The 13,780-nt window shown below is 64.3% G+C and carries 15 protein-coding genes; 5 read left to right on the top strand and 10 right to left on the bottom strand.

Annotation, left to right across the window (positions count from 1 at the left end; genetic code table 11):
• Positions 1 to 10: 10 nt before the first annotated feature.
• From infA to nusB, 4 genes are all read right to left on the bottom strand, one after another.
• Positions 11 to 229, bottom strand: a complete 219-nt coding sequence (infA, locus tag KY084_RS09435; protein WP_003049127.1) for a translation initiation factor IF-1 — start codon at positions 227 to 229, stop codon at positions 11 to 13.
• 133 nt (positions 230 to 362) lie between these two features.
• The gene (locus KY084_RS09440; protein WP_219238202.1) at positions 363 to 2,558 is read right to left on the bottom strand and encodes a sodium-translocating pyrophosphatase; all 2,196 of its coding nucleotides are present in this window, start codon (positions 2,556 to 2,558) and stop codon (positions 363 to 365) included.
• A gap of 111 nt (positions 2,559 to 2,669) precedes the next feature.
• On the bottom strand, positions 2,670 to 3,575 hold the full coding sequence (thiL, locus tag KY084_RS09445) for a thiamine-phosphate kinase (protein ID WP_219238203.1): 906 nt from the start codon (positions 3,573 to 3,575) through the stop codon (positions 2,670 to 2,672).
• Between the two features lie 32 nt (positions 3,576 to 3,607).
• Positions 3,608 to 4,069 (bottom strand): transcription antitermination factor NusB, encoded by a 462-nt coding sequence (nusB, locus tag KY084_RS09450; RefSeq protein WP_219238204.1) that lies wholly within the window; start codon positions 4,067 to 4,069, stop codon positions 3,608 to 3,610.
• A 302-nt stretch (positions 4,070 to 4,371) separates the two neighbouring features.
• On the opposite strand from nusB, the gene KY084_RS09455 reads away from it, so the two are divergent.
• Positions 4,372 to 4,668, top strand: coding sequence for a PspC domain-containing protein (locus KY084_RS09455; protein WP_219238205.1), 297 nt, complete (start codon positions 4,372 to 4,374; stop codon positions 4,666 to 4,668).
• A 154-nt stretch (positions 4,669 to 4,822) separates the two neighbouring features.
• On the opposite strand, the gene KY084_RS09460 is transcribed toward KY084_RS09455, so the two are convergent.
• From KY084_RS09460 to KY084_RS09485, 6 genes are all read right to left on the bottom strand, one after another.
• The gene (locus KY084_RS09460; protein WP_246587020.1) at positions 4,823 to 5,818 is read right to left on the bottom strand and encodes an alpha/beta hydrolase; all 996 of its coding nucleotides are present in this window, start codon (positions 5,816 to 5,818) and stop codon (positions 4,823 to 4,825) included.
• Between the two features lie 110 nt (positions 5,819 to 5,928).
• Entirely contained in the window at positions 5,929 to 7,215 is a 1,287-nt protein-coding gene (gene hisD, locus KY084_RS09465; protein ID WP_219238206.1) for a histidinol dehydrogenase, read from the bottom strand.
• Positions 7,212 to 7,874 carry an ATP phosphoribosyltransferase gene (hisG, locus tag KY084_RS09470; RefSeq protein ID WP_219238207.1) on the bottom strand — a complete coding sequence of 221 codons (663 nt, stop codon included), beginning with the start codon at positions 7,872 to 7,874 and terminating at the stop codon, positions 7,212 to 7,214. The genes hisD and hisG overlap by 4 nt, the downstream gene beginning before the upstream one ends.
• 42 nt (positions 7,875 to 7,916) lie before the next feature.
• Complete coding sequence (locus KY084_RS09475; RefSeq protein ID WP_219238208.1) at positions 7,917 to 8,789, bottom strand: alpha/beta fold hydrolase; 873 nt, start codon at positions 8,787 to 8,789, stop codon at positions 7,917 to 7,919.
• Between the two features lie 15 nt (positions 8,790 to 8,804).
• Positions 8,805 to 9,509 (bottom strand): glutathione S-transferase, encoded by a 705-nt coding sequence (locus KY084_RS09480; RefSeq protein ID WP_219238209.1) that lies wholly within the window; start codon positions 9,507 to 9,509, stop codon positions 8,805 to 8,807.
• Positions 9,510 to 9,806: a BolA family protein gene (locus tag KY084_RS09485; protein ID WP_219238210.1), complete on the bottom strand. Its 297-nt coding sequence runs from the start codon at positions 9,804 to 9,806 to the stop codon at positions 9,510 to 9,512.
• Positions 9,807 to 9,841: 35 nt separating this feature from the next.
• Here KY084_RS09485 and KY084_RS09490 point away from each other — a divergent pair, with 35 nt between their 5' ends.
• From KY084_RS09490 to KY084_RS09505, 4 genes are all read left to right on the top strand, one after another.
• Positions 9,842 to 10,450, top strand: coding sequence for a J domain-containing protein (locus tag KY084_RS09490; RefSeq protein WP_219238211.1), 609 nt, complete (start codon positions 9,842 to 9,844; stop codon positions 10,448 to 10,450).
• A gap of 138 nt (positions 10,451 to 10,588) precedes the next feature.
• Complete coding sequence (gene cobS, locus KY084_RS09495; RefSeq protein WP_219238212.1) at positions 10,589 to 11,593, top strand: cobaltochelatase subunit CobS; 1,005 nt, start codon at positions 10,589 to 10,591, stop codon at positions 11,591 to 11,593.
• 8 nt (positions 11,594 to 11,601) lie between these two features.
• Entirely contained in the window at positions 11,602 to 13,440 is a 1,839-nt protein-coding gene (gene cobT, locus KY084_RS09500) for a cobaltochelatase subunit CobT (RefSeq protein ID WP_219238213.1), read from the top strand.
• Entirely contained in the window at positions 13,437 to 13,703 is a 267-nt protein-coding gene (locus KY084_RS09505; RefSeq protein WP_219238214.1) for a ribbon-helix-helix domain-containing protein, read from the top strand. The genes cobT and KY084_RS09505 overlap by 4 nt, the downstream gene beginning before the upstream one ends.
• Positions 13,704 to 13,780 lie beyond the last annotated feature (77 nt).

Consider the following 13,780-nt stretch of genomic DNA (forward strand, 5'->3'; position numbering starts at 1 on the left):
CCCGATCCGCTTATTTGAAGCGGTAGGTGATGCGACCCTTGGTAAGGTCGTAGGGCGTCAGTTCGACGAGCACTTCGTCGCCGACGAGCACGCGGATGCGGTTCTTGCGCATCTTGCCCGCGGTATGGCCGAGAATTTCGTGATCATTCTCCAACCGGACGCGGAACATGGCGTTGGGCAGCAGCTCAACAACCTGCCCACGCATTTCAAGTAGTTCTTCCTTGGCCAAACAACCCTCTTTAAAATCGGCATGGAAAATCGGACAAGCGCCCTTACTCCCAATGCCATGAAAAGAAAAGGCGCGGTTCCCCCTTAAAATAGGAAGATGCACGCCCGTTCTCAAATATGTCGGTTGGTGCGCGCTACACCGTCCCGCCCGCCAGCGCGGCAAGCAGAAGCAGCGCGACGATGTTGGTGATCTTTATCATCGGATTGACCGCCGGGCCGGCAGTATCCTTGTACGGGTCACCCACCGTATCGCCGGTGACCGCCGCCTTGTGCGCTTCGGACCCCTTGCCGCCGTAATTACCGTCCTCGATATATTTCTTCGCATTGTCCCATGCGCCGCCACCTGACGTCATCGAAATCGCGACGAACAGGCCCGACACGATCACGCCCAGAAGCATCGCGCCCAGCGTCGCGAACCCGTTCGCACGCCCCGCGACGGCGGCGATGAGGAAGAAGACGACCAGCGGGCTCAATACCGGGAGCAGCGAGGGAACGATCATCTCCCGGATCGCCGCGCGGGTGACGATATCGACGGTGCGCGCATAATCGGGGCGGCTGGTGCCCGCCATGATGCCGGCATCGCCCGAAAACTGGGCGCGGACATCCTCCACCACGCTGCCCGCCGCGCGTCCCACCGCCGTCATGCCGAACGCGCCGAACAGATAGGGGAGCAGCGCGCCGAGCAGCAGACCGACGATGATATAGGGGTTGGAGAGCGAGAAATCGACCGCCCCCGTCAGCCCCAGCGCGTTCGAATAGCGGTCGAGATCGGTGGTATACGCACCGAACAATACCAGCGCGGCGAGCGCCGCCGATCCGATCGCATAGCCCTTCGTCACCGCCTTTGTCGTGTTGCCCACCGCATCGAGCGCATCTGTTCGCGCGCGCACATCGTCGGGCAGCCCCGCCATTTCCGCTATGCCGCCCGCATTGTCGGTGACCGGGCCATAGGCGTCGAGCGCGATCACCATCCCGGCAAGCGCGAGCATCGCGGTGGCGGCAAAGGCGATGCCGATGATCCCGGCGAGCTGATAGGCGGCGATCACCGCGACCACGATCACGATGGTCGGCAGCGCGGTCGATTCGAGGCTGACCGCCAGTCCCTGAATGACATTGGTGCCGTGGCCGGTTTCGGACGATCTGGCGATCGACCGGACGGGGCGGTACTGAGTGCCGGTATAATATTCGGTGATCCAGACCAGCGCGCCGGTAACGCCAAGCCCGATCATCATGCACCAGAACAGGTCCATGCCGGTAAAGCCCGCCGCCGCCGTCGTCGCCGTCGTCGCCGTCGTCGCCGCACCGCGCAGCGAATCGATCGTCATCGGGTCCGATCCATCGAGGAACCCCGCCCCGCCGATCACCGCATCCATGTCCCCCAGCGCCCAGCGGGTGACGAACCAGATGGCGGGCACCGCGACGATCGCGGCGGTCCAGAACCCTTTGTACAGCGCGCCCATGATCGACTGTTTCGCACCCAGCCGGACCATATAGGTGCCGAGGATCGAGGTGAGGATGCACACCCCGCCGACGATCAGCGGCAATCCCATCAGGGTCAGCAGCTCCGCCTCCGACGCCTGAACCAGCAACGCGATCGACACCATGGTAAGGCCGAGCGTCACGACATAGGTTTCGAACAGATCGGCCGCCATCCCGGCGCAATCGCCGACATTATCGCCCACATTGTCGGCGATGGTCGCGGGGTTGCGCGGATCATCCTCCGGAATGCCCGCCTCCACCTTGCCCACCAGATCGGCGCCGACATCCGCCGCCTTGGTGAAGATGCCGCCGCCCAGCCGCGCGAAGATCGAAATGAGCGACGCGCCAAAGGCAAGCGCGGTCAGCGCCTCGATAATCTCCCGGTCATTGGGTGCGTGCCCCGCAGGGCCGGTGAGATACCAGAAGAATACCGCGATCGAGAGCAGCCCAAGCCCTGCGACGAGCATCCCGGTCACCGCGCCCGACCGGAACGCGACCGTCAGCCCGCCCTGAAGCGAATCCCGCGCCGCCTGCGCGGTGCGCACATTGGCGCGAACCGAAATGTTCATGCCGACATAGCCGGCAACGCCCGACAGGATTGCGCCCAATGCAAAGCCGATCATCGACAGCCAGCCGAGCGTGAGCAGCAGCACCGCCGCGACGACGACGCCGACGATCGCGATGGTGCGATATTGCCGCCCCAGATAGGCGGCCGCCCCTTCCTGAATCGCGGCGGCGATGTCGCGCATCCGCTCTTCGCCGGGCGAGCGGCGGAGCACCTGGAATGATGTAATAACGCCATAGACGACTGCGATAAGGGCGCAGACGATCGCACTATAGATGATGGTCATGAAACGGCATCCTCTTTGCGCTTTGCTTGGCGGTGGGGCGAATCTTCTGCCGCTCTCCTGTCCCGCTATTTGCCGACGCTATCGCGCGGAACCGCCTCCGGCAAGCGCGGTTCAGCCGCCATGTTCGAATCCCAGACGCGGGGGCAGCGGCACCGCTTCGCCGTCATGCATCAACGTCAGCCCGCTGCCAGCGGTCAATATGCCGATCCGAGTCGCGGGAACCGGCGGGATGTCGTCGGGCGGCAGCGCGGCGAGCAGTTCGTAATCGTCTCCGGCGGTGACCGCCGCCATCCGCGCCGATCGCCCGTCGCCCGCATATTCGCGCAGCGCGTCCGACAGCGGCACCGCGCCCAAATCAATCGTGCAGGCAAGCCGGCTGGCCGCCGCCATGCGCGCCGCATCGATCAACAGGCCGTCAGAAACGTCCATCATCGCATCGGCGACAGCGGCGAGCGCAGCGCCCTCCTCCAGCCGCGGCACCGGGCGGCGATAGCGCGCGAGCAGCGCATCGCGACCGGGCGCGCCGCGCGCGATCGCAAGGCCCGCCCCCGCATCGCCGATCGTACCGGTGACCCACAGCGCATCGCCAAGGCGCGCGGCCGAACGCCGCCGAGCGGTGTCGCCCGATCCGATCGCGGTGAGCGAAAGGGTGCGCGGCCCAGCGGCGGCATGGACCGTGTCGCCGCCCAGCAACGGCACGTCGAATGCGCGCAGCGCCGCTTCCAGCCCGGCAAGGAAAGCATGGTCCCAGGCATCGCCGCCCAGCGGATAGCCGAGCATCAACCCAACCGGCGTTGCCCCCTTCGCGGCAAGATCGGACAGGTTCACCGCGACAAGTTTCCACGCAACGTCGTCCGGCGGATCGGTGGCGAGATAGTGTACGCCCTCAACGATCAGGTCCTTGGTCAGGACCAGCCGTTCATGCGCGTCGAGCCATGCGGCATCGTCGGCAAGCCCGCACGCGCCGGGATGGAGCGGCAGCCGTCGCAACGCTTCGATGAATTCGCCTTCGGTCACGCTGGTGACCTATCGCGGGCAGGGCATGAAGGCTAGCCGCGCAGTTCCTTCGCCACCGCGTCGAGCAGCCCGTTGACGAACCCCGCTTCGCGCCGATCGTAAAAAGCGTGGGTGACGTCGAGATATTCGCTGATCACCGCAGCCGTGGGCACATCGGAACGCGCGAGCAGTTCATACGTCCCAGCGCGCAAAATCTGGCGCATCGGCTTGTCGAGCCGATCGATCGACCATTGCGCCGCCAGCTTCGCCGAAATCGCGCGATCGACTTCGTCACGCCGGGCATCTACGCCAGTGACGATATCGTCGAAAAAGGCGACATCGGCGTCAGCATATTCGACATCCTCGATCACCTGCCCAAGCCGATGGTTGTGGAACTCGTGCAGCAGCGCGGGGATGGCCGTCCCCTCCATCTCATGCTGATACAGCGCCTGCACCGCAGCGAGGCGGGCAGCCGCGCGGGCCTGCGATCGGGTCTTGGCTTTCGGACTGGGCATGGCGGGCGAGATAGGCGCAGCGACGTACAAAGCAAAGACCCGGTATCAAAATGCTTGCGTAAATTGCGAAATTATGTTGCTGAACTGCGCAACATTCTGCGGCCGGGCGTTTCGCGGCAAAGGCGGTCGTTTGTGGTGCAATCCACCAACATTCGGCATATTTTGCGGTGCGGCGAAACGTCCTTTCGCCACAGCTTGTTTTTAAGCGCTTGATAAAAAATACTATTCGGGGGTTGGCACGGGCCTTGCTGATATCAACCTGTACGCAAACGGCAGCAATGCCGGCGCTCAGGGAGATTGAAATGCAAACCCGGACAACCGCGCTTTTCAGACGCCCCGACACGCTTTTCGGCGTGTGCGAGGGGATCGGCCAGGAATTCGGCTTCAACGCCAACTGGCTTCGCATCGCGCTTGCGGTGGCGATGATCTGGAACCCGGAAGTGGTGCTCGCCGCCTATTTGGTGATGGGCATCGCGGTCTATGCAGCGCGGCTGATCGTTCCGCCGCGCGCCAGGAGGTCCGTACCGACCGAGGCGAATGCCACGGCCCGGCACGGCGAAAATGACGACTCGCATATGGCTGCAGCTGCGGCGGCCTGAAGTTCGTCATCACAGGAGGAGGGCCGGTATCCGAAAGGGTGCCGGCCCTTTTTGTCCGGGCCTACGGCATCACGACTGATACCGAACTGCATTGATCTGAACCAATGACAATAGCGTCATTGCGGGTTCCGCAAAAACGCAAGAGCTTCGCCGGTTACAGGATACCGATATCGTGCAGCCATTGCATCGCCTCGTCCGGCCATTCCCTTGTCACCGGATCGTCGGTCGGCCGCATCCCGAAGGCATGGCCGCCATTGGCGTAGAGGCGCATATCAACAGGGACGCCCGCATCGTTCAGCGCCAGAGCATAGGCCATCGGGTTGCGGATATTATCGGTCGGGTCGTTCATCGCCTGGATGATGAGCGTCTGCGGCGCGTCCGGGCTGATCTTCACCCAGGGTTGCAGGTCGAGATTGTTTTTCCCCGCGCTGTTGTCGAGCACGCGGGCGGTATAGGCGATGATGGCGAAATCGGGGCGCGGCGATTGCCGGTCGGCCGCATCGGCCAACGGATAGGTCCGCTCTTCGGTATTGCTCATATCGATGACGAGATAGGCACCGGCGGAAAACCCGATCGCGCCGACCTTGTGCGAATCGATGCCATAGGTGGCGGCGTGTTCGCGCAACAGGCCCATCGCGCGCTGGGCATCTTCCAGCCCCAGCAGCACCTTTGGCCGCTGATGCTTTTGCCAGACCTGCGGCGTGCGGTATTTCAGCATGGCGCAGGTCATCCCGTTCCGGGTCACCCAGTCGCAGATCTCGGTGCCTTCCAGATCGGTCGCCACGGCGTAGAAGCCGCCGCCCGGAATGACCAGCATCGCAGCGCCGCTATTATGCCCCTTCGGGCGATAGATCGTCATGGTCGGCCGGGTGATATAGCTCGCCCAATGCCATTTCCGGCCCGCGACGAGCGGCGAGCCGTTGCCGGTCGCTTCGGGATGATCGCCGGTGTCCGGTTTGGCGAGCGGGACATTTGCGGCCCAGAGCGGGATTTGCGTGCCGCCGGGCGTCGGCTGCCAAACGCCCTCATGCTCGACCTTAGGAACCGAGGCCCGCTCAGGCGGGCTGTTGCGCCGGCCCGTCTGGCCGCTGGCGGTTCCGGCAATGCCGATGGCGAGGACGACAAGCGCGATGCGCCGCAATATCCGCAAATCCGTACTCCCGATGGGTGTTGCGCGCCGACCCGGCCGCCCGCAGACAGACTATCGAACTCTTGCCTTATCGGGAAGTCGGACACCGCAGGCGCCTTGCCCGAAATCGCCTATTTCAGGCGCAGCGCCACCGATTTCGCATGGGCCGGCAGGCCTTCTGTTTCGGCGAGGATGACGGCGGCGGGACCGATCGCCGCGATCCCCGCTTCACCGAGCGACAGGAAGCTGGTGCGCTTCATGAAGTCGAGCACCGACAGGCCGCTGGAAAAGCGTGCGCGGCGGCCGGTGGGCAGAACGTGGTTCGGCCCCGCGACATAATCGCCGACGGCTTCGGGCGTATGGCGGCCGAGGAACACCGATCCTGCGTGGCGCACCTGCGCGAACAAGGCATCGGGGTCTTCCACGGCAAGTTCGAGATGCTCGGGCGCGAGCCGGTCAACCAGCGGGCATGCGGCCATCAAATCCCGCACCAGGATGATCGCGCCGTTCGCGTCCCAGCTTTGCCGCGCGACATCCTTTGTCGCCAGTTCGCCGATTTGCCGGTCGACCGCCTTTGCCACCGCGTCGGCGAAAACGGCGTCGTCGGTGAACAGGATCGACTGGCTGGACGGATCGTGCTCGGACTGGCTGAGCAGGTCGGCGGCGGTCCATTCGGGATCATTGTTGCGGTCCGCCACCACGACGATCTCGCTCGGCCCGGCGACCATGTCGATGCCGACCATGCCGTATAGCTGACGCTTCGCCTCCGCCACCCATGCGTTGCCGGGGCCGGTGACGACATCGACCGGCGCAATCCGTTGAGTCCCGTAAGCGAGCGCGGCGATTCCCTGCGCCCCGCCGATGCGCCAGACTTCATCGACGCCGGTGATATGCGCGGCGGCAAGGACGAGCGGGTTCACCTCTCCCTTCGGCGTCGGCGTCACCATGACCAGCCGCTCAACGCCCGCGACCTTGGCAGGGATCGCGTTCATCAGCACCGAGGAAGGATAAGCCGCGCGCCCGCCGGGGACATAGACGCCGGCCGCATCGACACCGCGCCAGCGCGCGCCGAGGCGAATGCCCTGCGCGTCGGTTTCGTCGCTGTCCGCCGGGCGCTGTTTTTCGTGATAGGCGGTGATCCGGTCTCGCGCGAGTTCGAGCGCGGCGCGAAGATCGGCGTCGAGCCCGTCATAGGCGGCGGCAAGATCGGATGCCTCGATCCGCCAGCCGGTATCGTCAAGGTCGTGGCCGTCGAATTTCTGCGTAAAGGCGCGGATCGCCGAATCGCCTTCGTCACGCACGGCGGCGACGATCACCCGAACGTCGCGCGCAACATCGGCATCGGCTTCGCGCCGGGCGTTGACCAGATCATCGAACGCCGCCGCGAAACCGGGTTCGGAACTGTTCAGCCGGATCATGCCGCCTGATCCTCCACCGCGCGGCGGAACGCGTCGACCAGCGGCACGACTTCGCCCACCCGCGTCTTGAACGCTGCGCGGTTGACGATCAGGCGGCTGGTGACCTCGGCAATCACCTCCACCTCGACCAGCCCGTTTTCCTTCAACGTGCGCCCCGACGAGACAAGGTCGACGATGCGCGGGGCGAGGTCCAGCTTGGGGGCAAGCTCCATCGCGCCGTTCAGCTTCACGCATTCGGCCTGCACGCCGCGCGCGGCGAAATGCTTTTGCGTGATGTGCGGATATTTGGTCGCGATGCGGACATGGCTCCATCCGCGCGGATCGTCCTTCGCAGCCATGTCTACAGGTTCGGCGACCGATATGCGGCACCCGCCAATGCCCAGATCGACCGGCGCATAGAGTTCCGAATAATCGAATTCCATCAGCACGTCGGAGCCGACAATGCCAAGCTGCGCCGCGCCATGCGCGACAAAGGTCGCTACGTCGAAGGCGCGCACGCGGATAAGGTCGATATCGGGCCGGTTGGTCGAAAAACGTAGCGCCCGGCTCGATTCATCGACAAAGGCCGGTTCGGGCACGATGCCGACCCGCGCGAGCAGCGGCAGCGCCTCTTCGAGGATGCGTCCCTTCGGAACGGCAAGGATCACGGGTTCGGACATGCGCGAAGCGCTCTACCGGGCGCTGCGCGGCGGTGCAACAAGTCAGGCGGGCAACCAGTCGCGGATCGCGCGATTGACCGCGTCGGGCGCTTCCCACGGAATGAAATGCCCGGCATCGATCCGGCGCAGCGCAAGATCGGGAACGAAGCGATCCAGCCCCTCTATCTGGCAGGGCAACAGCGCCGCGTCCTTCATTCCCCAGATGACGAGTACCAGCATTCGGGTTTGCGGGAATGGCTGGTTCAGGAAATCTGGCTGCACCGCTTCCTCATCGATGGCCGGGACGGTGATCGCACTGGCGCGATACCAGTTGAGCATCGCGGTCAGCGCTCCGGGCTGCGACCATTCATCGAGATAGTTCGCCTTTTCCCCCGCCAGCAACGCAGGATCGGCATGCGGCGCAAAGGTGGTGTCGAAGAAGCGATCCAGCCCCATCGCCTCGATCTGCTGTTCCAGCCCCGGCATGCGAAAGGCGCGGATATACTGGCTCGCCGCGCGCTGGGCGGGATCGTCGATCAGCGTTTGCTGAAAGATATAGGGGTGCGGCGCGTTGAGGATCACCAGCCGGTCGACCAGGTCGGGCCGGGTCAGCGCAAGCATCCATGCGATCGCGCCGCCCCAGTCGTGGCCGACCAGCGTGAAGCGCTCCCTGCCGAAATGGCGCATCAGCGCCAGCGCATCGCCCACCGGTTTTTCGGGTGCGTATTGCTCGACCCCCTGCGGCTTGTCCGACCGGGCGAAACCGCGCTGATCGGGCGCGACGACGAAATGATCGCGCGCGAATTCGTCAATCTGATGCCGCCAGGTGCGGTGCGATTCGGGAAAGCCGTGGAGGAACAGCATTGCGGGCGCTTCGCGATCGCCCGCGGTTGCCACGTCAAGCGCGACGCCGGTCGGCAATTCGATGCGGTCCATGGTGGGTCGGCCCGCTTATTCGGCGTCGAGTTCGGGATAGTGGCGGAAAATGCCGTCTTCGTTGAAGGCGATGCGCCTATCGCTTTTCAGATAGGATCGAACGCCCGGAAGCTCCGCCACCTGATCATGGATGCGCATCAGCACGGGGTAGTCGTCGGCGAAATTGCGAAGCCGCACCGGGAACATGTAGCGAAGCCCCTCGATCAACTGAAACAGCGAACAATCGGTGTAGCACCAGCGATGATCGATCAGCCAGTCGCCTTCATTGGCGCTGGCGACCTGTTCGAAATGGGTCAGGAATTTGGGAATGCGCTCTTCGCGAAATTGCTGCGCGGCGCGCGCGGCCGCTTCCTTCTGATCTTCGTAATAGGCACCGCCGCCGATCGGGTGATGCACATTGTGCACTTCCGCCACCATGTCGGCGATGGTCAGTTCCACCTGATGCAGCCATAGCCGGTCGGCCATGTTCGACGGCGCAAGGTGGTGCCGTTCGCCCAGAAACATCAGGATATTGGCGACATGCGCGATTACCATGCCGTCGAGCTCGATATAGGGCGGGGCAAAGGGCTTACGGTCATATTGCGCCATGTTGCTGACCAGTGCGTCCGCACCTTCCGCGCGCGCGCAATCGCGATACTCGATGCCGGCAGCCTCAAGCGAAAGGCGGACGAATTCGCCACGCCCCTGAAGCCCGGGCCAGTACCAGAGATTATACGCCATTCATTTCCTTTCGGACTCTTCCGGCGCGCTTGCGCGGATCGACAGCGCGTGAATGCGCCGCGCGAGCAGATCGGCGAGCGCGCGATTCACCATGCGTTGCCGCTCAACGCGCGACTTGCCCGAAAAGTGTCCGCTTTCGATGATAACGGTGAAATGGCTTTCGCCCGACCCGTCATCGCCCATATGGCCGGCATGATGGTGGCTGTCGTTGATCACCTCCAGCCGGTCGGGGGCGAGCGCGGTTTCGAGGCGGGAACGGATCTGGCTGGCCATCGGGCCGGTGGCGGTATCGGTCATGACGCCTATATAAACGGTTTTGCCCGGGGAGTCGCGTGGCGCGCGAAAGCAGTAATCGAAAAGACCGACCGAGAACCCGCTTCCATGGCCGCGTGGAGGCCAATGGCCGCGAATGCCATTACCCCGGTTGCCGCGAACCCGGCGAATTCCGCGCGCCCCCGCTGGATGGAGCGGCGAATGGCGACGGGCCGGGCGGATGGCGCTGGTTCTGCCTCGACCATATCCGCGAATTCAACGCGAGCTACAATTTCTTCGAAGGCATGAATGCCGAGGAAATCCACCATGCCCAGCGTCCCTATTCGGGATGGGAGCGCGAAACCCGCGCCTTTTCCCATACCGGTGCGGACCGGCCGCCTCGCTGGCGCGAATTCACCGATCCGCTGGACGCGATCGGCGCGCGCTTTCGCGAAAAGGTGGCGCGAGAACGCCGCGACGGAAAGCCGCTTTCGGGCAGCGACCGCGCCGCGCTGCAGGTGCTGGGCCTTGGTACCGATGCCGACCGCAAGGCGCTTCGCCAGCGATATTCGGCGCTGGTGCGCGAATACCACCCCGACCGCAATGGCGGCGACCGGAGCCATGAAAAAGCGCTTCAACGCGTGATCGAAGCGTATCAGCAACTGAAAGCCTCCCCCGCCTTCGCGTGAACGCATCGCCCCCTGCCCCCGCACGCCTGAACCCTTGCCCCCGCACACCTGAACCGTTCGCGCCGGGCGAAGCGTTGCGGGGGGCGGCGCGAGCGACTAACTGCACATGCGAACCAGTCACGAACAGGACCGATCTTGATGGCAGACATCTCCAACACCCAGCCCGACAGCCGGGAGACGACCGTGCTCGACGCGCCGGACAAGATGGTCAAGGTGCGCGATGTCTTCGGCATCGACAGCGACATGGAATGCCCCGCGTTCAGCGAAGCCGATGAACGCGTGCCCGATTCGGACCCCGCCTATGTCTTCGATCCCGACACGACGATGGCGGTGCTGGCGGGGTTCGCGCATAATCGCCGGGTAATGGTGCAGGGCTATCACGGCACCGGCAAATCGACGCATATCGAACAGGTCGCCGCGCGGCTGAACTGGCCGTTGGTGCGCATCAACCTCGACGCGCATATCAGCCGGATCGACCTGATCGGGCGCGACGCGATCGTGCTGAAGGACGGGCAGCAGGTCACCGAATTTCGTGAAGGACTGCTCCCTTGGGCGTTGCAGACGCCAACCGCGCTCGTCTTCGACGAATATGATGCCGGTCGCCCGGATGTGATGTTCGTGATCCAGCGCGTGCTGGAAACCGAGGGCAAGCTGACGCTGCTCGACCAGAACCGGGTGATCCGCCCCAATCCGTGGTTCCGCCTGTTCGCCACGTCGAACACCGTCGGGCTGGGCGATACCAGCGGCCTGTATCACGGCACGCAGCAGATCAACCAGGGGCAGATGGACCGGTGGAACATCGTCGTCACGCTGAACTATCTTCCGGCGGCGACCGAAGCGCAAATCGTGCTCGCCAAGTCAGGCGAATATGACAAGCCGGAGGGCAAGGAGATCGTCGAGAAGATGATCCGTGTCGCCGACCTGACGCGGCAGGGCTTCGTCAACGGCGATATCTCCACGGTGATGAGCCCGCGCACGGTCATCAGCTGGGCGCAGAATGCCCTGATCTTCGGCAATACCGGCTTCGCCTTCCGCCTGTCGTTCCTCAACAAGTGCGACGAGGCGGAGCGCGGACTGGTCGCCGAATATTATCAGCGCGTGTTCGGCGACGACCTGCCCGAAAGCGTGGTGAGCAAGGCGTAACGCCGCTTATGGCCGACCGTACCCGCCTCGACGATTTCAAACAGGTCCTTGCCGGCACCGCTCGCGCGGTTTCGGGCAAGGAGGGTGTCGAGCTTGCCTTTTCAGCCGAAAGCCCGACGCTGTCGGGGCGCAATATCCGCGTGCCGATGCCCGGCCGCAACCTGCCGCCCGAACAGGTCGCCGAAGCCCGCGGCTTTGCCGACGGCTTTTCGCTCCGGCTGAAATATCACGACGCCAAGAAGCATGTGCGCAGTGCGCCGCGTGAAGCGACGGCACGCGCGGTATTCGACGCGGTGGAAACCGCGCGGGTAGAGGCGCTGGGATCTCGCGGGTATGAGGGCATATCGCGCAACCTCGACCGGTCGCTCGAAATGCGGATGAAGTCGGACCCGATCGCGCGCGCCAATTCGCGTGACGAGGTGCCGCTATCGACCGCGATCCAGCTGATGGTACGCGAAAGGCTGACCGGAAAGACGCCGCCGCAGTCCGCGCAAAAAGGCCTCGAACTGGTGCGTGACTGGATCGAGGAAAAGGCCGGAGACACGCTCGATTCGCTCGGCCTGACGCTCGACGATCAGGACGCCTATGCGCGGCAGGTCGCGCGGATGTTGGAGGGGCTGGAACTGACCGAGGGCGAGATGATGCCCGACGACAGCGACGAAGGCGGCAGCGATGACGAGGGCACCGAGGACCAGCCCGACCAGGAAGAGGATGAAGGCCAGGAGGAGCAGGGCTCGCAGGGCGAAGGCGATGTCGATGCCCGCGGTGAGCAGCGCCAGGATGAGCTGAACCCCGGCGAGGAGGACGATAGCGGATCGACCACCGAGGGCAGCGAGGATGCCGAGGGGATGGACGGCGACGAGGGCGAGGAAGGCATGATGCCGGTGCGCCCCAACCGTCCTTGGTCCGACCTGCCCCCCGCGCTCGAATACAAAACCTATACCGAGAAATATGACGAGATCGTCGCGGCGACCGACCTGTGCGACGCTGACGAACTGGAACGGTTGCGCGCCTATCTTGACCAGCAATTGACGCATTTGCAGGGCGTGGTCACGAAGCTTGCCAACCGGTTGCAGCGCCGGTTGATGGCGCAGCAATCGCGAAGCTGGGCGTTCGATCAGGAGGAAGGGCTGCTCGACGCTGCACGGCTGGCGCGCGTGGTGGTCAATCCCGGCCAGTCGCTCAGTTACAAGATCGAGCGCGACACCGAATTTCGCGACACCGTCGTCACGCTGCTTATCGACAATTCGGGGTCGATGCGCGGGCGGCCGATTTCGATCGCGGCGATCAGTGCCGACATCCTTGCCCGCACGCTGGAACGCGTCGGCGTAAAGGTCGAAATCCTCGGCTTCACCACGCGCGCATGGAAGGGCGGCCAGTCGCGCGAACAATGGCTGGCGGACGGTCGCCCGCACAAGCCGGGGCGGCTGAACGATATTCGCCACATCATCTACAAACAGGCCGACGAACCGTGGCGACGCGCGAAGAAATCGCTGGGCCTGATGATGCGTGAAGGGCTGCTGAAAGAGAATATCGACGGCGAGGCGCTGCTCTGGGCGCATAACCGGCTGATCGCGCGGCCCGAAGAGCGCAAGGTGCTGATGGTCATTTCTGACGGCGCGCCGGTCGATGATTCGACCCTGAGCGTCAATTCCGGCGCCTATCTGGAACGCCATTTGCGGCAGGTGATCGGCTGGATCGAGGCACGATCGCCGGTCGAATTGTCGGCGATCGGGATTGGCCATGACGTCACGCGCTATTATGCCCGGGCGGTGACGATCATGGATGCCGAACAGCTTGCCGGAACGATGATCGACCAGCTTGCCGGCCTGTTCGACGAGGAATGACCGATATCGCAGCCCCGCCGGGCGGGTTCGCCGGGCCGGTCAAGCGATCGGTGACGATCGCGGGGCATGAAACCTCGATCAGCCTGGAACCACTATTCTGGCAAGCGCTTGAGCGGGCGGCGTCGGTGCGGGACCTACCGCTCAACGCGCTGATCGCAAAACTGGATCTGGCGCGTATTCAAAGCGACGACCCGCCCAACCTTGCCAGCACGCTTAGAAGCTGGCTGATGGCCGAAGCGCTGCGAGCGGCGGGGGGCGCGTGATGCCGGTGCGCACGGGGTTCGCGTTTACGACAGAAAAGAACCGTCCTTCGACTGGCTGTCCTGCGGCAGCCGCTCAG

This window comes from Stakelama flava, from assembly GCF_019351405.1.
In the GTDB taxonomy this organism is placed as follows: domain Bacteria; phylum Pseudomonadota; class Alphaproteobacteria; order Sphingomonadales; family Sphingomonadaceae; genus Sphingomonas; species Sphingomonas flava_A.

Bases quoted from the DNA above. Each gene is read 5' to 3' on its own strand.
- KY084_RS09440 (WP_219238202.1), bottom strand. From the start codon at position 2,558: ATGACCATCATCTATAGTGCGATCGTCTGCGCCCTTATCGCAGTCGTC.
- nusB (WP_219238204.1), bottom strand. From the start codon at position 4,069: ATGCCCAGTCCGAAAGCCAAGACCCGATCGCAGGCCCGCGCGGCTGCC.
- KY084_RS09455 (WP_219238205.1), top strand. From the start codon at position 4,372: ATGCAAACCCGGACAACCGCGCTTTTCAGACGCCCCGACACGCTTTTC.
- hisD (WP_219238206.1), bottom strand. From the start codon at position 7,215: ATGATCCGGCTGAACAGTTCCGAACCCGGTTTCGCGGCGGCGTTCGAT.
- hisG (WP_219238207.1), bottom strand. From the start codon at position 7,874: ATGTCCGAACCCGTGATCCTTGCCGTTCCGAAGGGACGCATCCTCGAA.
- KY084_RS09475 (WP_219238208.1), bottom strand. From the start codon at position 8,789: ATGGACCGCATCGAATTGCCGACCGGCGTCGCGCTTGACGTGGCAACC.
- KY084_RS09480 (WP_219238209.1), bottom strand. From the start codon at position 9,509: ATGGCGTATAATCTCTGGTACTGGCCCGGGCTTCAGGGGCGTGGCGAA.
- KY084_RS09485 (WP_219238210.1), bottom strand. From the start codon at position 9,806: ATGACCGATACCGCCACCGGCCCGATGGCCAGCCAGATCCGTTCCCGC.
- cobS (WP_219238212.1), top strand. From the start codon at position 10,589: ATGGCAGACATCTCCAACACCCAGCCCGACAGCCGGGAGACGACCGTG.
- cobT (WP_219238213.1), top strand. From the start codon at position 11,602: ATGGCCGACCGTACCCGCCTCGACGATTTCAAACAGGTCCTTGCCGGC.
- KY084_RS09505 (WP_219238214.1), top strand. From the start codon at position 13,437: ATGACCGATATCGCAGCCCCGCCGGGCGGGTTCGCCGGGCCGGTCAAG.